The 20,064-nt window shown below is 73.2% G+C and carries 18 protein-coding genes; 17 read left to right on the top strand and 1 reads right to left on the bottom strand.

Features of this window, described 5'->3' with window-relative positions:
* Positions 1 to 81 precede the first annotated feature (81 nt).
* The 10 genes from ppsA to ACFW2G_RS05815 all read left to right on the top strand — a co-directional run bounded on the left by ppsA (position 82) and on the right by ACFW2G_RS05815 (position 13,520).
* On the top strand, positions 82 to 2,523 hold the full coding sequence (gene ppsA, locus ACFW2G_RS05770; protein WP_384448482.1) for a phosphoenolpyruvate synthase: 2,442 nt from the start codon (positions 82 to 84) through the stop codon (positions 2,521 to 2,523).
* A 50-nt stretch (positions 2,524 to 2,573) separates the two neighbouring features.
* On the top strand, positions 2,574 to 3,032 hold the full coding sequence (locus ACFW2G_RS05775) for an Hsp20/alpha crystallin family protein (RefSeq protein ID WP_037916722.1): 459 nt from the start codon (positions 2,574 to 2,576) through the stop codon (positions 3,030 to 3,032).
* A complete protein-coding gene (locus ACFW2G_RS05780; protein ID WP_037916724.1) occupies positions 3,029 to 3,532 on the top strand; it encodes a flavodoxin domain-containing protein in 504 nt (167 codons plus the stop codon). The genes ACFW2G_RS05775 and ACFW2G_RS05780 overlap by 4 nt, the downstream gene beginning before the upstream one ends.
* A 34-nt stretch (positions 3,533 to 3,566) precedes the next feature.
* A complete protein-coding gene (locus ACFW2G_RS05785) occupies positions 3,567 to 4,223 on the top strand; it encodes a DUF3592 domain-containing protein (protein ID WP_052030093.1) in 657 nt (218 codons plus the stop codon).
* Complete coding sequence (locus tag ACFW2G_RS05790; RefSeq protein ID WP_384581420.1) at positions 4,216 to 7,053, top strand: cation-translocating P-type ATPase; 2,838 nt, start codon at positions 4,216 to 4,218, stop codon at positions 7,051 to 7,053. Before ACFW2G_RS05785 ends, ACFW2G_RS05790 begins: the two co-directional genes overlap by 8 nt.
* 44 nt (positions 7,054 to 7,097) lie before the next feature.
* A complete protein-coding gene (locus ACFW2G_RS05795; RefSeq protein ID WP_037916727.1) occupies positions 7,098 to 8,000 on the top strand; it encodes a universal stress protein in 903 nt (300 codons plus the stop codon).
* Positions 7,997 to 8,857 (top strand): universal stress protein, encoded by an 861-nt coding sequence (locus tag ACFW2G_RS05800; protein ID WP_384448490.1) that lies wholly within the window; start codon positions 7,997 to 7,999, stop codon positions 8,855 to 8,857. The genes ACFW2G_RS05795 and ACFW2G_RS05800 overlap by 4 nt, the downstream gene beginning before the upstream one ends.
* 7 nt (positions 8,858 to 8,864) lie before the next feature.
* Positions 8,865 to 11,447, top strand: a complete 2,583-nt coding sequence (locus tag ACFW2G_RS05805) for a cation-translocating P-type ATPase (protein WP_384448493.1) — start codon at positions 8,865 to 8,867, stop codon at positions 11,445 to 11,447.
* A gap of 5 nt (positions 11,448 to 11,452) precedes the next feature.
* Positions 11,453 to 11,683, top strand: a complete 231-nt coding sequence (locus ACFW2G_RS05810) for a DUF1918 domain-containing protein (RefSeq protein WP_384581418.1) — start codon at positions 11,453 to 11,455, stop codon at positions 11,681 to 11,683.
* An 85-nt stretch (positions 11,684 to 11,768) separates the two neighbouring features.
* Positions 11,769 to 13,520, top strand: coding sequence for a GAF domain-containing sensor histidine kinase (locus tag ACFW2G_RS05815; RefSeq protein WP_384448496.1), 1,752 nt, complete (start codon positions 11,769 to 11,771; stop codon positions 13,518 to 13,520).
* Between the two features lie 30 nt (positions 13,521 to 13,550).
* Here the strand turns inward: ACFW2G_RS05815 and ACFW2G_RS05820 are convergent, their stop codons facing one another.
* Positions 13,551 to 14,015, bottom strand: a complete 465-nt coding sequence (locus tag ACFW2G_RS05820; protein ID WP_037916736.1) for a Crp/Fnr family transcriptional regulator — start codon at positions 14,013 to 14,015, stop codon at positions 13,551 to 13,553.
* A gap of 180 nt (positions 14,016 to 14,195) precedes the next feature.
* On the opposite strand from ACFW2G_RS05820, the gene ACFW2G_RS05825 reads away from it, so the two are divergent.
* From ACFW2G_RS05825 to ACFW2G_RS05855, 7 genes are all read left to right on the top strand, one after another.
* Positions 14,196 to 14,654: a pyridoxamine 5'-phosphate oxidase family protein gene (locus ACFW2G_RS05825; RefSeq protein WP_384448499.1), complete on the top strand. Its 459-nt coding sequence runs from the start codon at positions 14,196 to 14,198 to the stop codon at positions 14,652 to 14,654.
* A 180-nt stretch (positions 14,655 to 14,834) separates the two neighbouring features.
* The gene (locus tag ACFW2G_RS05830; RefSeq protein WP_384448502.1) at positions 14,835 to 15,371 is read left to right on the top strand and encodes a hydrogenase maturation protease; all 537 of its coding nucleotides are present in this window, start codon (positions 14,835 to 14,837) and stop codon (positions 15,369 to 15,371) included.
* A 42-nt stretch (positions 15,372 to 15,413) separates the two neighbouring features.
* Positions 15,414 to 16,583, top strand: a complete 1,170-nt coding sequence (locus ACFW2G_RS05835; RefSeq protein ID WP_037916745.1) for a 4Fe-4S dicluster domain-containing protein — start codon at positions 15,414 to 15,416, stop codon at positions 16,581 to 16,583.
* Positions 16,580 to 17,074: a cyclic nucleotide-binding domain-containing protein gene (locus tag ACFW2G_RS05840; RefSeq protein WP_384581416.1), complete on the top strand. Its 495-nt coding sequence runs from the start codon at positions 16,580 to 16,582 to the stop codon at positions 17,072 to 17,074. The genes ACFW2G_RS05835 and ACFW2G_RS05840 overlap by 4 nt, the downstream gene beginning before the upstream one ends.
* Complete coding sequence (locus tag ACFW2G_RS05845; protein WP_037916751.1) at positions 17,071 to 17,877, top strand: FAD/NAD(P)-binding protein; 807 nt, start codon at positions 17,071 to 17,073, stop codon at positions 17,875 to 17,877. The genes ACFW2G_RS05840 and ACFW2G_RS05845 overlap by 4 nt, the downstream gene beginning before the upstream one ends.
* Position 17,878: 1 nt before the next feature.
* The gene (locus tag ACFW2G_RS05850) at positions 17,879 to 18,697 is read left to right on the top strand and encodes an oxidoreductase (RefSeq protein ID WP_384448511.1); all 819 of its coding nucleotides are present in this window, start codon (positions 17,879 to 17,881) and stop codon (positions 18,695 to 18,697) included.
* A complete protein-coding gene (locus tag ACFW2G_RS05855) occupies positions 18,694 to 20,058 on the top strand; it encodes a Ni/Fe hydrogenase subunit alpha (protein WP_384581414.1) in 1,365 nt (454 codons plus the stop codon). Before ACFW2G_RS05850 ends, ACFW2G_RS05855 begins: the two co-directional genes overlap by 4 nt.
* Positions 20,059 to 20,064: the final 6 nt, after the last annotated feature.

Raw genomic sequence — 20,064 nt, forward strand, 5'->3', positions numbered from 1 at the left:
GAAGCAGCCCATCGAGCCCGCGCCGCCGGACCTGCGCACCCCGTCCGGCCGCCCGCTCCCGTATTGAGCCCGGAGGTCGTCATGGCAAGCACCCGGCGTGTCGTCCCGTTCGCGGAGATCGGCCGGCAGGACGTCGGCAGTGTGGGGGGCAAGAACGCCTCACTGGGGGAGATGACGGCCCACCTGGCCGGTGCCGGCGTGCGCGTGCCCCCCGGGTTCGCGACGACGGCCGACGCGTACGGAGAGCTGCTCGACGGGCACGGACTGCGGGGGCGGATCGAGGAGCAGATCGCGCGCCTGCGCGAAGGCGACGCGCTCGACGAGGTCGGGGCAGCGATCCGGTCGATGACCCTCGCCGAGCCGCTGCCCCCGGCGCTGCGGGCCGAGATCGTCGCGGCCTACGAGCAGCTGGGGCGCGACGAAGGCAGGGAGGATCCGGAGGTCGCCGTACGCAGCAGTGCCACCGCCGAGGACCTGCCGGAGGCGAGCTTCGCCGGCCAGCAGGAGACGTACCTGAACGTGCGCGGGGCAGCCCGGCTGCTGGAGTCGGTGCACCGCTGCTACGCCTCCCTGTACACCGACCGTGCCATCGACTACCGGGAGCGGATGGGCTTCGACCACCTCCAGGTCGCCCTCTCCGTCGGTGTCCAGGCCATGGTCCGGTCGGACCTGGCCGGAGCCGGGGTGATCTTCACCCTCGACCCGGAGAGCGGATTCCCCGAGGTCGTCGTCATCAGTGCGGCGTACGGACTGGGGGAGACGGTCGTCAGCGGGCAGGTCGACCCCGATGAATACACCGTCTTCAAGCCGAGCCTGAAGGCCCCCCGGCTGGACCCGCTGATCGACGTCCGCGTCGGGGCGAAGCGGCGGAAGGCGGTCTACGCCGAACACGGCCTGACCCGGACCGTCGACACCACTGCCGAGGAGCGCTCGCAGCGGGTGCTGACCGACGCCGAGGTACGGCTCCTCGCCGAGTGGGCACTGGCGGTCGAAGGACACTACGGCTGCCCCATGGACCTGGAATGGGCCAAGGACGGCCTCACCGGAGAGCTGTGGATCGTGCAGGCCCGGCCCGAGACCGTGCAGTCCCGTCGTGCCGCCTCCACCCTGCGCCGTTGCCGCCTGACGGCCGTGCCCGACGCCCCCGTCGTGGACGGCATCGCCGTCGGCGAAGCCATCGGCAGCGGGCCGGTCGTCGTCCTGGACTCGCCCGTCGATCTCGACCGCTTCCCCGCCGGCGGGGTGCTCGTCACCGGCATCACCGACCCGGACTGGGAACCGATCATGAAGCGGGCCTCCGCCGTCGTCACCGACCACGGCGGCCGTACCTCCCACGCCGCGATCGTCAGCCGCGAACTCGCAGTCCCCGCCGTCGTCGGCACCGGCCGTGCGACCGACGCCCTGCACGACGGTCAAAAGGTGACGGTCTCCTGCGCCGAAGGCGCACGCGGCATGGTCTATGACGGGCTTCTCGCCTACGAGGAGACCGAGACCGACCTCGCGGACATCCCCGCCACCCGGACACGCGTCATGCTCAACCTCGCCGATCCCTCCGCGGCCTTCCGGTGGTGGCGCCTGCCCGCCGACGGCGTCGGCCTGGCCCGGCTGGAGTTCATCGTGGCGCACCAGGTCAAGGTCCACCCCATGGCCCTGCTGCACCCCGAACGCCTGGACGCCGCCGACCGTGCCGCCGTCGACCGGCTGACACGGGGACACCTCGACCGCACGCGGTACTTCAGTGACCGCCTGGCGTACGGTATCGCCCGGATCGCCGCCTCCCGGTGGCCCGCCCCGGTCGTCGTACGGACCAGCGACTTCAAGACGAACGAGTACGCGCGCCTGGTCGGCGGCGGGCCGTTCGAACCGGCCGAGGCCAACCCGATGATCGGCTGGCGCGGCGCGAGCCGCTACTACAGCGACGGATACCGGGAGGGCTTCGCCCTCGAATGCCGGGCCCTGCGCCGGGTCCGCGACGAGATGGGCCTGACCAACGTCATCGTCATGATTCCCTTCTGCCGGAGCCTCGACGAGGCCGACCGGGTGCTGGGCGTCATGGCGGAGGAGGGCCTCCGGCGCGGGGAGAACGGGCTGAAGGTCTACGTCATGGCGGAGATCCCGGCCAACGTCATCCTGGCCCGGGAATTCGCCGCACGCTTCGACGGCTTCTCCATCGGCAGCAACGACCTGACCCAGCTCACCCTGGGCGTCGACCGCGACTCCGAAGCCCTCGCCCACGTCTTCGACGAGACCGATCCGGCGGTCACCCGGAGCATCGAAACCCTCGTCCACCGCGCCCGGGCCGCCGGCCGCCCCGTCGGCCTCTGCGGCCAGCGTCCCAGCGACGACCCCGCCTTCACCGAGTTCCTGGTCGGGGCCGGGGTCGACTCCATCTCCGTGGCCCCGGACAGCTTCGCCGCCGTCAAGCAGCACGTCGCCGCCGCCGAACCGGCCCAGGGAGGGCCGAACGGCCCCATCGGGGACCCGATGGTCTCAAGCGGCGCAGCCTCCCCCTCGGGACAGTGAAGGGAGACGACGCATGAAGGCGCTGACCGGGCGCCGGAACGGAGCACACCATGTCAGCAACGCACCTGGAGCGCAGGCGCAGCCCGTTCCCCGACTTCAGGGACTGGTTCGGCACCGACTTCCCCCGGTTCCCGCTGTGGCGGTCCTCGTTCGACACCCTCCCGATCCCGATCGAGGTGACCAACAAGGAGGGCCGGTACACGCTGCGCGCCGAACTTCCCGGGATGGACCCCGACCGGGACATCCGGATCACGGTCGAGGGAGACACCCTCACCGTCAGCGCCGAGCACACCGAGAGCAAGGAGGAGAAGGACCACTCGGAGTTCCGCTACGGCTCCTTCCAGAGGACGGTCCGGCTGCCCGGGCCGATCCCCTCCGACGACGTCGAGGCGGCGTACGAGGACGGCATCCTCACCGTGCGCGTGCCCATGCCGGCCGCGCCCGAGGAGTCCAGGCGCAGCATCCCCGTCCGACGTACCGCGGCAGACGGCAAGGGAGAGTCGTCATGACGTCCAAGCGTGTCCTCGTCGCCTACGGCACCAAGCACGGTGCCACCGCCGGCATCGCCTCCGAGATCGGCCAGACCCTGCGTGAGGACGGCCTCGACGCCGTCGTGGTCCCGGCCGACGACGTGGAGGACGTCCGCGGCTACGACGCCGTGGTGCTCGGCGGCGCCCTGTACGCGGGACACTGGAGCGGGAAGGCCAGGCGTTGCGCCGAGCGCAACGCCGGTGATCTCCAGCACCGCCCGGTCTACCTGTTCAGCAGCGGCCCGGTCGACCGTTCCGCCGAGACGCACGACATTGCGCCGGTGCCCGCGGTGGCCCGGGAGATGGAGCGCCTCGGTGCACGCGAGCACGTCACCTTCGGCGGCAGCGTCACGGCCAGTACCCCGGGGTTCATCGCCCGGGCCATGGTCCGGGCGGGGAAGGGAGGAGACTTCCGCAATCCCGAACGGATTCGGACGTGGGCCCACCACATCAGCGCCGAACTCGCCGCTCCCCACTGAGCGGCCGGACGGCGTCCGAGCGCGGAGGTGCACGATGCCCGAGGCAGGCACACCCGGAGACGGGCCCGCACGAGCGCGTCCGGCGACGGGCGGCCGGGTCCGCCGACTGCTCGGCGGACGCGCGAACGCGCTGCGCCGTCCGGTCGACCGGACCCGGCGCCGGTGGCACATCGCCTTCGTGCTGTCCTTCCTGATCGCCCTGTCCTGCGGCGTCGCCGTGGCCACGGCCGTCCACGACGCGGAAGACCGGACGGCGCGGGAAGCCGCCCGCCATCGCCACCGGATCGAAGCGACGACGGTAGGCGCTGCGGAGCACACCGTCTCCGACCGCTCCGGCACCGCCTCTGGGACGGTTGCGCCGGCCGTCTGGCAGTACCCTGCCGCCCAACGGCACACCGGGACGGTCTCCGTTCCGCCGGGAACACCGCCAGGCCGGACGGTCACGGTCTGGGTCGATGACGCGGGCATGGAAGCGAAGCCCCCGGCGTCCCGCGCCCAGCGCGTCTTCACGGCCGCGGTCGCCGGAGCCGGCTCCTTCGGCGTGCTCGTCCTTGCCTCGGGGGCAACGGTCCGCCTGCGCCTGCTCCTCGCCGATGCCCGCAGCCTGGCCGGGTGGGAGCACGAGTGGGAGGCCGTGGAGCCACGCTGGTCCGGCCGGCTGCGGCGCGAGCAGGGCCCCGGCGATGACTGAGCCGGCCGGCCGGCCCCGCTTTCCGGCCGATGGTCCGCCCCCGAGCCCCGACCCTCTCGAACCGCTGCCGCTCCTGCGGCGCGAACTCGGTACCGGGCCGAGCGGACTGTCCGCACGCGAGGCGGCCCGCCGCCTCGCCGTGTACGGCCCCAACGAGGTCCACCGCAAGGCCCGTACCTCCCTGGGCCGCGAACTCGTCCGCCAGCTCGTCCACCCGCTCGCCCTGCTGCTCTGGGCGGCTGCCGCACTGGCCTTCGTGGCGGACACGCCCGTCCTCGGCTGCGCCATCGTCGCCGTGGTCGTCGTCAACGCCGCCTTCGCGCTCCTGCAGGAGCGCCAGGCGGAGCAGGCGGTGGAGACCCTGGCCCGGTATCTGCCCGAGCGCGCATGGGTGATCCGCGACGGACAACCGTCGGCCGTCGAGTCGCGCGAGCTCGTGCCAGGCGACCTCATCGTCCTCGACGAGGGTGCCAAAGTGCCCGCCGACGCGCGCCTGACCGACGGCGGCATCGAGGTCGACCTGTCGATGCTGACCGGGGAGTCCGCCCCCGCCGAACGCGTCGCCGGCCCCGGCCTCGCAGGGGCACCGCCGCTTCAGGAGCCGAACCTCGTCTTCAGCGGTACGACCTGCACCGAAGGGCAGGCCAGGGCGATCGTGTTCGCCACGGGCGGCCACACCGAGCTGGGACGGATCGCGGCGCTCAGCCAGCGCACCCGACGCGACCCCAGCCCCCTGGAACGGCAGGTCAAGAAGGTCGCCTGGCTGATCGCCGCGGTCGCGGGCGCCATGGGCGTGGTGTTCCTCCTGGCAGGGATGGCCGTGGGACTCCCGCTGACCGACTCGCTGGTCTTCGCCATCGGCCTGCTGGTGGCCAATGTGCCCGAGGGCCTGCTGCCGATCATCACCCTCGCCCTCGCCGTCGGGGTACGGTCCCTCGCCCGCCAGGGAGCCGTGGTCAAGCGGCTGAGCGCCGTGGAGACGCTCGGGTCCACCAACGTGATCTGCACCGACAAGACCGGCACCCTCACCCGCAACCGCATGCGGCTCCAGACCGTGTGGACACCTGGACACGGTACGGACGACGGTCCCTGGGCAGCCGAACTCGCCCGCGCCGGTGCCCTGTGCACCACGGTCACGCGGGATGCCGAGGGTCACCTGCACGGCGATCCGACCGAGGTGGCCCTGGTCGAGGGAGCTGCCGCCCGCGGCGCCCCAGTCGACCTCGCCGACCGGGACTCCGGCCGTCGGGCGGTCTTCCGGTTCGACCCCCGGCTGCGCCTGATGTCCGTCGTGCAGGAGACGGCGCCACGCGGCGCCCGCGTCGTCGTCAAGGGCGCACCGGAGGCGGTGGCGCGTGCTCTCGACGCCGGGGGAGAGGGCGACGCCGGGGGCGGCGACGCCGCTCTCGCCGCCGCGGACCGGCTCGCCCACGACGGCATGCGTGTGCTGGCCGTCGCCGTGCGCGACCTGACGAAAGGGGCCGTCATACCGGCGCGGCGCGATGAAGCGGAGAGCGGCCTGCGCCTGCTGGGGCTCGTCGGCCTGTACGACCCTCCGCGGCCCGAGGTCGCGGAGGCCGTCCGCCGATGCCACGAGGCGGGCGTCCGGGTCCATGTCGTCACCGGTGACAACGGCGCCACCGCGGCCGCCGTCGCGCGGGAGGTCGGGATCGGCGTCCCCGGCCTCGCGCTGGTGGCGCAGGCCGAGACGGTGGGCGACCAGGAACTCGACCGGCTCCTGGCACCCGGTGATGCCGAAGTCGTCTTCGCCCGCTCCTCGCCCGAGACCAAGCTGCACGTGGCGGACACCCTGCGCGCACACGGGCAGATCGTGGCCATGACCGGCGACGGCGTCAACGACGCCCCCGCGCTTCACCGCGCGCACATCGGGGTCGCGATGGGACGCTCCGGGACGGACGTGGCACGCGAGGCCGCCACGATGGTGCTGACCGACGACAACTTCGCCACCATCGTCGCCGCCATCGAGTCGGGGCGCCGCGTCTACGACAACGTCCGCAAGTTCATCGTCTACATCTTCGCCCACACCACCCCCGAGGTCGTTCCGTTCCTGGTGTTCGCGCTCTCGGCCGGCGCCGTCCCGCTGCCCCTGACCGTCCTGCAGATCCTCGCCATCGACCTCGGCACCGAGACCCTCCCCGCCCTCGCCCTCGGCCGGGAACGCGCCGAGCCCGGCGTCATGAGCCGACCGCCCCGGCCGAGCTCGCAGGGCGTCATCTCCCGCGACATGCTCATCCGGAGCTGGGGATGGCTCGGGACGGTGTCCGCCGCCCTGGTCATGACCGCGTTCTTCTCCGTGCTGTGGCGGGCGGGATGGCACCCCGGCGACCCCACGGGCCCCGGCACCCCGCTCCACCACGCGTACGTCACTGCGACCACGGCCACGTTCGCCGGCATCGTCACCTGCCAGGTCGGCACGGCGATGGCCGCCCGCACCGACCACGCAGCCCTGCGCGAGATCGGCCTGTTCACCAACCGCCTGCTCCTGGCGGGCATCGCCTTCGAGCTCGCCTTCACCGCAGCGCTCGTCTACGCGCCGCCGCTGCAGGACCTGTTCGGCACCGCCGCCCTCTCCCCCGACGTCGTCGCGCTCATCGCGACCTTCCCGGTTCTCGTATGGGGCACCGACGAACTGCGGCGCTGGGCCCGGCGGACCCGCCGGGCCACGGACGTCGCGACGGTCCGGAGGCCTCCCGCACCGCGTACCGCGGGTGGCCGGACAGCGAAGCGTGCGCACGCAGGGGGTCCGACCGGGACCTTCGGCCCCCAGGAGGGTCCTGAGCGGCCCTCTTCGCAGCACGATCCGTGGTGACAGCGTGAGGTCACACCCTGAGTGGCCCCGGGCGAGGAGGAATCATGAAGAACACCGTCAGCGGCCCGGAGCCCGGCCCCGTCGTCGTCGGTGTCGACGGCTCCGAGCCCGCCCGTCAGGCCGCGCTCTGGGCAGCCGGAGAGGCCGAGCGTCGCGGGCGCCCCCTGCGCATCGTGTACGGCGCCGACACGGACGGCCGGGCCCTCTACGCATCGGCCGAGACCATCGAGCGCGTCCGTGCCGCCGGCCGCGAACTGCTCGACGAAACCGTGGTCGCGGTCAAGGACACGTACCCGGGCCTGGTGGTCACCACGGAACTCAGTCGGGGCGACGCAGCGGCCGGCCTGCACCGGGCCGCCGGTCTCCGCGGCACCATCGTGGTCGGCAACCGGGGGCTGGGAGGGTTCAGCTCCCTCATGCTCGGTTCGGTGGGCCTGAAGGTCGCCGCCGGTGCGAGGACGCCCGTCATCGTCGTCAGGGGAACCGGCAGCGGCCCGGAGAACGGGACGGTCCTCGCCGGGGTCCGCGACGCGCACGATCTGGACTGTGTGCGCCACGCGGCGCACGAGGCAGAGCTCCGCAAGGCCGAGCTGAGGCTGCTCCACGTGTGGAACGTGCTCCAGTCCGTCGGCGACGTCGTGACCATGATGGACGACCTCACGGAGATCGCCGACGAGTACGTCCGGCACCTGACGGCGGTGACCGAGCAGATCCGCCGGGAATTCCCGGACCTCACCGTCCGGGCGGACGCCGAGAAGAGCACGTCCGTCGCCGCCGCTCTGGTCGAGGCCTCCCGGCACGCCGACCTGCTGGTCATGGGCGGGCGGAGGGCGTCCGCGTACCTGGGCCCCACCCTCGGGCGGCACACCCACAGCCTCGTGCACCACTCACACTGTCCGGTGCTGCTCGTTCCGCGCCACAAGGACGAGAAGGAGAGCGCATCGTGAGGGCACCCGCCGAACACCGCGAGATCGCCGTCGGCATCGACCCGGCCAGGGACTGGCACCTGCCCCTCGCCTGGGCGTCGGACGAGGCCCACCGCCGCGGGCTTGGGCTCCGGCTCGTCGTGGCGGTCCCCGCGCCGCCCCACACGCGACAGGTCGACGACACCCCCCGAGTGAAGGCTCGGCGCCGCGAGGGCTCCGAAGCCCTCGCGGCCGCTTCCGACTGGGCGAGGGAACGCCACCCGGGAGCGGACGTCGCCGCCGATCTGATCGAAGGACCTCCTGTCCCGGCCATCGGCCGCATGTCCCGCCGGGCCCGCATGCTCGTGCTGGGATCGCGCCGTCTGAGCCGGACCGCGGAGATCCTCAGCGCCGGCTCCACGGTGGTCCCGGTCACGGCCCAGGCGCCCTGCCCCGTCGTCGTGGTCGCGAACCCCGAGGACACCACCCGGCAGCCACCCTCACTGGTCGTGGGCATCGACGGCAGCGAGTCCTCCAGGGCCGCGCTCGCGCTCGCCTACGAGGAGGCCGATCTGCGCGGCGCCGTGCTGCGTGCCGTCGCGGTGTGGCAGCCGCCGGTCTTCCTCCTCCACGACGAGGAGGTCGCGCTGCGGGCACAGCGGCGGATGCTGTACGAGACCACGGCCGGATGGTCGCAGAAGTACCCGGACGTGGTGGTCTCCCACGAGGTGCCGATCGGGCATCCGGTGGAAGAGCTCGCGCGGGCCGCCGAGCACGCCCTGGCCGTGGTGGTGGGCCGTCGCGGACAGGGAGGCTACACCGGCATGCGCCTGGGTTCCGTCGTCCACGGACTGCTGCACCGGGCGGTCTGCCCGGTGATCACGGTTCCCGCCGGATAGGACCCCCATGGCGATCACCCCGGCCACCACAGACGCACTGGTTCGCACGCCCGGCGGACTCACCGGCCGCGAGGCGGAACGCAGGCTCGCCGACCACGGCCGCAACGAGATCCCGCCCGCCCCGCCGACCCCTTGGTACGCCCGCGTACTGGCTCAGCTGCGCGACCCGCTGATCATGGTGCTGCTGGGCGCGGTGGTCCTCACGATCGCGATCGGCGACCACCCCGACGCGGTGGTCATCGCCGTGGTGATCGTCGTCAACACGACCGTGGGCGTCGTGCAGGAGATCCGCGCCGACCACGCCGTGGCCGCCCTCTCCGCGATGTCGGCACCGAACGCCCGGGTCCTGCGGGACGGAGCCCCGAGCGAGATCCCCGCAGCCGCCGTGGTGCCCGGTGACGTCCTGCTGCTCGCCGAGGGGGACATCGTGGCGGCCGACGCCGAGGTCGACGAGGCGTCCGCCCTCACGATCGACGAGTCCATGCTCACGGGGGAGTCCGTACCCGTGGACAAGACGGCCGCTTCGACCGCGAGCGCGGGGACCGTGGTCGTGAAGGGCCGCGGCGTGGCGACGGTGAGGGCCACCGGACCGAACAGCGCTCTCGGCCGGATCGCCGCCCTTCTCGACACCAAGCGGGAGCCGACACCCCTGCAGCGCCGTCTCGCCTCGCTGGGGCGTGTCCTGGCCGTCGTCACCCTGGTGCTGTGCCTGCTGGTCTTCGCCCTCGGGCTGGTACAGGGCCTGCCGCCCGGGATCATGGCGGTGACGGCGATCAGCCTCGCCGTGGCGGCGGTTCCCGAATCCCTGCCGGCCGTCGTGACCCTGGCCCTCGCCCTGGGAGCCCGCCGGATGGTGGCCCGGCACGCCCTCATCCGGCGGCTCCCCGCGGTGGAGACCCTCGGGTCCGTCACGGTCCTCGCCACCGACAAGACCGGCACCCTCACCGAGGGCCGCATGGTCGTCCAGCACGTGTGGACCCCCCGGGTCGCGGCCGACTTCTTCGGAGTGGGGTACGAACCGCGGGGGGACGTCCGGGTCGAGGGGCGGTCGCCGACGGCGGCCGAGCTCGGCCCCGTGCGGGACCTGCTGACGGCCGCGTCGCTCTGCAACGACGCCTCCCTGCGGCCGCCCCACGCAACGCCGCCGGACGAGGACCGGTGGACCGCGGTCGGCGACCCCATGGAGGCCGCCCTCCTGGCGGCGGCCGTCAAGGCCGGGTGCGGCGAGCCGGAGCAGCTCCGGCGCACGCACCCCAGGACGTGGGAGGTGCCGTTCGACAGCGGACGCAAGCGCATGACGACGGTCCACCGTCTGCCGTCCGGTGGTGCCCTCGTGTGTTTGAAGGGTGCCCCGGAGGTGGTGCTCGCCCCAGCGGTTCTCGCCGACCGCGCAGATCTGGTGGCCGGTGCCCGGCAGCAGGCGGCGAGCCTGGCCTCCCGCGGATACCGGGTGCTCGCCGTGGCATCCGCCGAACACGCCGAGCGGCCGCACAGTGCCGAGGCGGCCGAGGCAGGACTGCGGCTCCTGGGGCTGGTCGCCGTCAGCGACCCGCCCAAGCCCGCGGCAGCCGCCACGCTCGCCGCGTGTCACGAGGCCGGCATCACCCCGGTCCTGATCACCGGAGACCACCCGGCGACGGCTCGCGCGATCGCCGCCCGGGTGGGCCTGGTCGGCCGGGACGCCGACGGCGAAGCCGTGGTCAGCGGACCCGATCTTGCGGCCGGCCGGGTAGCCGACCTCACCGCCGCACGCGTCTTCGCCCGGACGGACCCGCAGCAGAAGCTGGACATCGTCGACGCCTGGCGGGCCCGGGGAGCCGTCACCGCCATGACCGGAGACGGCGTCAACGACGGGCCCGCGCTGCGCCGCGCCGACATCGGGGTGGCCATGGGGCAGCAGGGCACGGAGGTCGCCCGCCAGGCGGCCGACCTCGTGCTGACCGACGACGACCTGTCGACCGTGGTCGCGGCCGTCGAGGAGGGCCGGCGGGTCTACGACAACATCCGCCGCTTCCTCGTCTACGGCTTGGCCGGGGGTGCCGCCGAGATCCTCGTCATGCTGATCGGCCCCCTGCTGGGCCTCCCGCTGCCGCTCCGAGCCGGCCAGATCCTGTGGATCAACCTCCTGACCCACGGCCTGACCGGGGTGGCCATGGGCGCCGAGCCGGTGGCGCCGGACGCCATGCGCAAGCCACCGAGGCCGCCCGGCCAGCACATCCTCGGCGCGGGCGCGTGGCAGAGGCTCCTCGTGCTCGCCGCCGTGGTCACCGCGTCCTGCCTCACCGCCGGAACCATCGCACGGGCCTGGGGCCTGCCCTGGCAGAGCGTCCTCTTCCTCTCCCTGCTGGCCGGGCAGCTCGGCGTCGTGCTGGGACTGCGGACGCGCCTGCTGACTCGGGAGAACCTCTTCCTGCCCCTGTCCGTCCTCGCCTCCGCGCTGCTCGGGGCGGCAGCGCTGCACCTTCCGCTGCTGCGGTCGGTCCTGGAGACCGAACCTCTGGGACTGCGGGGTACGGCCCTGGCCGCAGCCGCTCTCCTGAGCGGCTTCGCGGCGGCCCGACTGGTGAGGCACGCATTCCGAAGGAGCTGATGGTCATGGAGAACCGCATGTCAGGGCACGGCACCCGGGCCCGTCTCGGCGACGAGATAGTCGTGGGAGGGCCGACGGTGGGCAAGCCGGGCCGGGACGGCGAAGTCGTCGGCCTGCACCACGACGACGGCACTCCGCCGTACGACGTCCGCTGGTCGGACACCGGCAGGACGACGCTGTACTTCCCCGGGCCCGACGCCCACATCCGGCATCTGGGCCCGGACGACTCCGCATGACGCCCACGGCCTGAGCGGGAACGCGGGGGCGGGGATACGGTGAGGAGGCAGGCCGGACTTCCCCGGGCGTCGCTTGGAGGTGCGCATGGGCGGGGACGAGCGGGATCCCGCGCGCCCGGGGCTCCCGGGGCTGCGGCTGGACGAACTGCTCGCGGAGCTCCAGGTCCGCATCGACGAGGTCCGTGGGGCGAGGGACCGTCTCAACGGCCTCCTCGACGCCGTGATGTCCGTCGGCCGGGAGCTGGACCTGCCGCAGGTCCTGAGGCGCATCGTCGAAGCCGCCGTCGTGCTCGTGGACGCGGAGTACGGAGCGCTGGGGGTCATCGGCGACGACCGGAAGCTCGCCCAGTTCCTCCCCGTCGGCATCGGCGACGACCTCCGGGCCGAGATCGGCGACCTGCCCTCCGGCCACGGAATCCTCGGCGAGCTCATCCGCCACCCCGAGCCGCTCCGCCTCGCCGAACTGTCCGATCACCCCGCCTCCTACGGCTTCCCGGCCCACCACCCCCCGATGCACTCCTTCCTCGGGGTTCCCATCCGGGTCCGCGAGGCCGTGTTCGGCAACCTCTACATGACCGAGAAGCGCGGGGGCATGGCCTTCGACGAGGAGGACGAGGGCGTTCTGTCCACCTTGGCGGTGGCGGCCGGCATCGCCATCGAGAACGCCCGCCTCTTCGAAGAGGTGCGCCTCCGGGAGCGCTGGCTGGCCGCCAGCTCCGCATTCACCAGTGCCCTGCTCTCCGGCTCGGCCGAGACGGAGGTGCTGGAAGGGATGCTGGAGCGTGCCCGCGACATCACCGGCGCCGACCTCGGTGTCTTCTCCGTCGTGGGCCAGAGCGGTGAACTGCGCGACTCGCTGGCCGTGGGGGAGGGCGCCGAGGCGCACCGCGGCGTCGTGCTGCCCAGCAGCGGCGGCACACTGGCAGCCGTCGCCCTCGGCGAGCAGGACCGACTGATCGCCGTGGCCGACGTCGAGGCCGACGACCGGATCACCGTGCAGCCGGAACGGTGGCGGGGATTCGGCCCCGCCGTCGTCGTCACGTTCGGCACCAGGCAGCGGGTGAGCGGCGTCCTCACCCTGGCCCGCAGGCGTGGTCGCCCGGGGTTCGCCCGCGCGCAGATCGCGGCACTGCCCGGGTTCGCCGGCCAGGCCGCGGTGGCGCTGGAGCTCGCCGCCCGCCGCCGGGACGCCGAGCAGACGAGCATGCTGGAGGACCACGACCGCATCGCCCGCGACCTCCACGATCTCGCCATCCAGCGGCTCTTCGCCACGGGCATGACCCTCCAGAGCGCCCAGCGCTTCGTGGAGCACCCCGAGGCTTCCGAGCGCCTCGCGCGGGCGATCGACGATCTGGACGCCACCATCAAGATCATCCGTTCGACGATCTTCGGGCTCCGGGAACACGAGGCTCCCGGAGGTCCTCCGAAGTTGCGCGTCCGCGCCGTACGGGCGGTGGAGGAAGCCGCCCCGGTACTCGGCTTCACCCCGGCCCTGCGGATGGAGGGCCTGATCGACACCGAGGTGTCCGACGAGACCGCCGACGAGGTGCTCGCCGTGATCACGGAAGGGCTCACCAACGTCGCCCGGCACGCCAAGGCGCGCCGGGCGGACGTCTCGATCTCGGCCGCCGAAGGAGTCCTGACCGTACTGGTCGGCGACGACGGAGTCGGGATGGCGGAGGGAGGCCGCCGCAGCGGGCTCCGCAACCTTGCGGAACGGGCCGAACGCCTGGGAGGCGAACTCTCCGTGTCCGTGCCCGGGCCGAACGGTCAGGGCACGACGCTGCGCTGGCGGGTCCCCTTGGACGCCGTGGGACACCGCCCGCCTTCCGGGTGAGTGCTGCCCGCCGTCACACGGCTACGGCCGTCAGACACGGCTGCCGCTGCCGTGCGGGGCGTAGAGGTCGAGCAGCCGTACCCGGGCGGAGTGCAGCCGGTGTGCGAGCACCTGCGCGACCCAGTGGCCCATCGCGGAGCCGAAGGCAGGGTCGGCGTCCATCATCGTGCGCACGGCGGCGGCGTCGAACTCGTAGGTGCGAACCGGCGTCGTGGCCACGGCCCCCAGCCTCCAGGAACGGGGCTCCAACATCCACGAGCACCCGACGAGTTCACCCGGTCCGAGGCTTTCGATCACCGCAGGCGGTCTGCCGGGCACGGGCACGTCCAAGGCCACGAGGCCCGTACGGACGATCCAGAACCTGTCCGCGCGCCCACCCTCGTCGAAGAGGCGTGCGCTCTCGGGGAAGTTGACCTCCCGGGCAACACCCATCAGCCGGGAACGGTGTTCAGCCGGCAGCGCACCGGCGACTTTCGTAGGGGGAGTGGTCCTCATGGCGGCCTCCGGTCGGTTCCGGTTCAAGTCTGGGCGGTACCGCCGGCGGCGGGGATGGGCCGACCGGCCCCCGGTTCCCCGGGACAGGGGCCCATTCGGCCCTGGCCCGGGGTACGGAACGGAACGGACGCTGGGTGGAGCCGAGGCCGAGGTCACGGGGCCGGAGCGGAGGGCCGCGGAATGGATCAGGAAACCAGCAGGAGACCGGCCGACGGCCCCGCGGCGAACCGGGTGCGGCCCACACGGCAACTGGACCGTACCGAGGCGCTGCGGCTCCTGGCCACCGTCTCGCTCGGCCGCCTCGTCTTCACCCACCGGGCGCTGCCGGCCATCCGGCCGACGAGCCACCACGTCGACGGGGAGGACGTTCTCGTCGGGGTGGACGAGGGCGTTTCACGCGCGTCACTGGCGCCCACGCCCGGCGAACCCGGTCTCGTCCTCGGCTACGAAGCCGACGCCATCGACGCCTGCACCCATCTCGGCTGGAGCGTCGTCGTGATCGGTCACGCCGAGCTCATCGTGAACCGCGACGAAGCCGAACGGCTGGCGGCCCTGCTCGACCCGTGGAGGGACCGACCGATGGCCGACGTCCTGCGCATCCGGTCCGAACTCGTCACGGGCTTCCGCCTCGGATCCTGACCACGGCCGCCACCGTCGAGGGCCAACCCGTCGAGGCCCGACCCGTCGAGGCCCGACCCGCAGGCCCGTCCCCCGACCCGGTGCCCGCGCCGTACGCCGTTCGGCCCGTGGCGCAGGTGACCGTCCCGCGCGCAGGGCAGGCTGTGCCCGCAGACACCCGGAAGAGGAAAGCGGGTACCCATGAAGCCCCTCGCCGGTACGGCGATCATCGGGATCGGAAACGAGTTCAGACGTGATGACGGCGCGGGGTGGGCAACGATCGCGCTGCTGCGCGCACGGAGGGCGCGGCGGCCCCTCCCTCCCGGCACCGAGCTCGCACAGTGCGACGGAGATCCCGGCCGGCTGATCGGCCTGTGGGAAGGCAGGGCCCTCGCCGTCGTCGTCGACGCCTGCTTCCCGCCCGCGGCGCAGCCCGGGCGGACGCACCGGTGGTGCGCGACTCCCGGTGGGACGCCCCACCCGGCCGCCGCGGGCCGGCAGAGCACCCACGGCCTGGGGCTCGCCGAGGCCCTGGTCCTCGCCGAGCGCGTCGGGCGGGGCCCCGGCCGTCTCATCGTGTACGCGGTCGAGGGGGCGGACCGCTCGCTGGGCCCCGGGCTCACCCCGGCGGTGGCGGGAGCCCTGCCGCTGCTGGCCCGACGCATCGAGGCGGACGCCCACCGGCACGGCGATCGGACTCGCCGGACCGGGTTCGACCGCCTGAGCCCGCAGGTCTGACATGCTGCCGGATCCAGGCACGTGGAAACCGAGAGGTGCACCATGACCGACGCTTCGGACGCCGGAGCCGTCCCCGACCATCAGGCCGAGGCGGTCCTGGACCGCGACGGGCTGGACGCCCTCGTACGTGTCCTGAAGCGGCGCGGCCGCACAGTGATCGGCCCGACCGTCCGCGACGGCGCGATCGTCCTCGACGAACTGGACTCCGCCGACGCACTCCCCTACGGCTGGGGGGTCGAGCTGGAGGCCGGGCGGTACCGGCTCCGCCCCCGCGAGGACGGGGCGGCCTTCGCGCACAGCGCGGGACCCCAGTCGTGGAAGTCGTTCCTGCACCCGCAGCGCGTCCGCCAGTGGTCCGCGGACCGGGGTCCGGACGGTACTCCCGTCGTCCGCGAGGAGGAGCGGCCGGGCACGTCGTACGCGTTCCTCGGCGTGCGGCCCTGCGACCTGCGCGCCGTTCGGATCCTGGACCGGGTGATGGGCGCAGGCAGGTACCGGGACCCCACCTATCTGTCCCGGCGGACGGGTGCCTTCCTGATCGCGGCCGAGTGCACCGAGCCGGGTGCCACCTGCTTCTGCGTCTCCATGGGCGGGGGGCCGGCCGCCGACGCCGGGTATGACCTCGCCCTCACCGAGATCGTGGACGATGCGGGCCACCGCTTCCTGTGTCGGAGCGGGAGCGAGGAGGGCGCCGCGGTCCTCGCGGAACTGCCGCGGCGGAGCCCCGACGACGCCACCCGGACGGCCGCGGTCCGGGCCGTGGGCGCCGCCGCCGAACGCATGGGCCGCTCCATGCCGCCGGTGGACCTGCGCACCCTGATGCGGGACAATCTGGAGGCGGATCGCTGGGACGACGTCGCCGCCCGCTGCCTGAGCTGCGGCAACTGCACCATGGTCTGCCCCACCTGCTTCTGCACCACCACGGAGGACGTGACCGACCTGACCGGCGATCACGCCGAGCGCTGGCGCCTCTGGGACTCCTGCTACGACCTGGACTTCTCGCTCCTGCACGGCGGCCCCGTCCGGTCCTCTCCCCGCAGCCGCTACCGTCAGTGGCTCACCCACAAGCTGGGCACCTGGCACGACCAGTTCGACAGTTCGGGGTGTGTCGGCTGCGGCCGGTGCATCGTGTGGTGTCCCACGGGGATCGACCTCACCGAGGAAGCCCACGCCCTGCACCAGGAGGCCGCGCGGCGCGAGGACACGCCGTGACCGCGCATCCGGGTGGGCCTCCCGGCGAGGGCGTGCTCGCCGCGCTGACGGCGGAGCACCACGGGAGGCTGATGGCCCTCGCCCGTGACGTCGCCCTTCCGGGCAGCACCCGGATCTTCGAGGAAGGGGAGGAGGCCGACCGCTTCTGGATCATTCGCTCGGGCACGGTCGCGCTCGACATCCACGTGCCCGGTCGGGGCCGTGCGGTCGTCGAGACCGTCGGCGCGGGCAGCCTGCTCGGCTGGTCCTGGCTGTGTCCCCCGCGCCAGTGGCACCTGGCGGCCGAGACCCGGGAGCCCGTCCGCGCCTGGGAGTTCGATGCCGACGCCGTCCAGGACCTGTGCGCCGAGGACACGGCACTGGGCCTGTCGCTGGTCACCGCCGTCGCCGAGACCATCGGCGACCGGCTGCGGGCCACCCGGACCCGGCTGCTGGACCTCTACGGACCGCCGGGACCGCCGGGACCGCGGGGAAGCGGAGCCGCACCGTGACGTCGGCACCGGTTCCCTGCCGCGTGGTGGACCGCCGCGACGAGACGCACGACACGGTCACGCTCGTGGTGGAGCCTGCCGGGGACGCCCTGGATCCCTTCGCACCCGGCCAGTTCGCGATGCTGTACGCGTTCGGCGTCGGCGAGATCCCGGTATCCGTATCCCGGATCGAGGGCGGCTACCGGCTGGCGCACACGGTGCGCGCCGTCGGAGCCGTCTCCCGCGCGTTGTACGGCCTGCGCAGCGGCGGGTGGGTCGGCGTGCGCGGTCCCTTCGGCACCGCCTGGGACACGGCCGCCGCTCACGGCAACGACCTGCTCGTCATCGCCGGCGGCATCGGGCTGGCCCCACTGCGTCCCCTCGTCGACACCGTTCTGGCCGACCCCCGCGCCTTCGGGCGGCTGAACGTCCTCGCAGGGGCCCGGACCCCCGCCGATCTGCTGTACACGGACGAGTTCCCCGGCTGGGAGAGGCCGTTCGGCGCCGTCACCGTCGACCGGCCCTCCAGCGGCTGGACCGGCCGGGTCGGCGTGGTCACCACCCTGCTGCGCGAGGCCCGGTTCACGCCGTCGGACACGGTGGCCTTCGTCTGTGGTCCCGAGGTGATGATGCGCGCGACCGCACGGGCACTGATCCACCGAGGGGTACGCCCCGACCGCATCCAGGTCTCCCTCGAACGCAACATGCGCTGCGCCACCGGCCACTGCGGGCACTGCCAGCTCGGGCCCCTCCTCCTCTGCCGCGACGGCCCGGTCGTCCGCTACGACCAGGCCGAACCCCTGCTCACCGTCCGGGAACTGTGAGATGAGCACCCCCACCCCACCCCAGCCTCCCGCCCGCCCCCGACTCGGCGTGTTCAAGCTCGCCTCCTGCGACGGCTGCCAGCTCACCCTCCTCGACTGCGAGGACGAACTGCTCGGCATCGCCGCCGAACTGGACATCGCCCACTTCCTGGAAGCGTCCGGCGACATCGCTCCCGGCCCCTACGACCTCGTCCTGGTCGAAGGGTCGGTCAGTACGCCCGAGCACCTGGAGCGTATCCGTCGCATCCGCGCGGATGCCCGCCACCTTGTCACCATCGGCGCCTGCGCCACGGCCGGCGGCGTGCAGGCGCTGCGCAACTACGCCGACGTCGAGGGGTACCTGGCGGCCGTCTACGCCCGCCCCGCATACATCGAGACGCTCGCGACGTCCACGCCGGTCTCGGCCCACGTGCCGGTCGACTTCGAACTGCGCGGCTGTCCCATCGATCGCGGTCAGCTCGTCGAGGTCATCACCGCGTTCCTCGCCGGGCGCAAGCCCGCCATCGCGAACCACAGCGTCTGCTTCTCCTGCAAGCGGCGTGGCAACGTCTGTGTCACCGTCGCCCATGGCACGCCCTGCCTCGGCCCCGTCACCCACGCGGGCTGCGGAGCCCTGTGCCCGACGTACGGGCGCGGCTGCTACGGCTGCTTCGGGCCGGCCGGAACCACGAACCTGCCCGCGCTGGTCCCGCTGATGCAGCGTGACGGGATGGGCGAGGAGGACATCGCCAGGTTCCTGCACACCTTCAACGTGACCGCCTTCACCGCCGTGGAGGAACAGGCGCAACCCGGCACGGCCGACGCGGAAGGACCCGGATGAGCGAGCCCACGCCCCCCGCCCGGGAGCTCCGCATCCCCTCCCTCGCCCGTGTCGAGGGCGAGACCGCGCTGCACCTGAGGATCCGCCACGGCACCGTCACCGAGGCGCGGCTCAGCATCTATGAACCGCCGCGGTTCTTCGAAGCCTTCCTCAGGGGCAGGGCGCACACGGAACCACCCGATCTCACCTCCCGGATCTGCGGGATCTGTCCCGTCGCCTACCAGATGAGTGCCTGCCGCGCCATCGAGGACGCGTGCGGCGTGGTCGTCGACGGACAACTGGCCGCCCTGCGCCGCCTGCTGTACTGCGGCGAATGGATCGAGAGCCAGACGCTGCACATCCACATGCTGCACGCACCGGACTTCCTCGGCGAGGATGATGTCATCGGTCTGTCCCGCTCCCATCTGGAGCACGTCAGGCGCGGACTGCGCCTGAAGCAGACCGGGAACGCCGTGGTCGAACTGCTTGGGGGACGGGCCATCCACCCCGTCAACGTCCGGCTCGGAGGCTTTCACCGCGCCCCGACCCGTGCTGAGCTCCGCCCCCTGGAGGAGCGGCTGCGCACCGCCCTCGACGACGCGTGGGACACGGTGCGCTGGGTCGCCGGCTTCGAGTTCCCCGACGCCGAGTGCGACGCCGACCTGCTCGCCCTCGCCGAGCCCGGCACCTACGCCATCGAGTCCGGCGTCCCCACCGTGCTCCCGTACGCCGCGACGCCCCCGCCGTACGGTTTCCCCCTGCACGACTTCACCGCCCACGTGGCCGAGGAGCAGGTCCCCCACTCCACAGCCCTGCACTCCCGGCTGGACGGCCGCAGGCACCTCACCGGCTCGCTCGCCCGCTGGGCGGTCAGCGGTCATCTGCTGTCCCCGCTGGCGCTGGAAGCGGCACGGGCGGCCGGCCTCGGCGACCCCCCGTCGCGCGCGGGCACGGGGCGGGGGGAGGCCTGCAGGAACCCCTACCGCAGCATCCTCGTCCGGGCGGTGGAAGTCCTGTACGCGGTGGAAGAGGCGCTCCGGATCATCGCCGAGTACGAGCGTCCGGCCCGCCCGTACACAGAGGTACCGCCCCGGGCCGGCACCGGGCACGGTGCCACGGAGGCACCGCGCGGCCTGCTCTACCACCGTTACGCGCTCGACGGCGGGGGCCGGGTCACCGGTGCCCGCATCGTGCCGCCGACCGCCCAGAACCAGGGCGCCATCGAGGAGGACCTGCGTCGGCTGGTGCAGGCAGGGCTCGACCGCGGTGAGGGTTCCGAGGCCGAGCTCACGCGGCTGTGCGAGCGGGCCGTCCGCAACCACGACCCGTGCATCTCGTGTTCGGCCCACTTCCTGGAACTGGACATCCAACGCACCCACTGACGACGC

The sequence above is a fragment of the Streptomyces sp. NPDC058880 genome, assembly GCF_042742535.1.
In the GTDB taxonomy this organism is placed as follows: Bacteria; Actinomycetota; Actinomycetes; order Streptomycetales; family Streptomycetaceae; genus Streptomyces.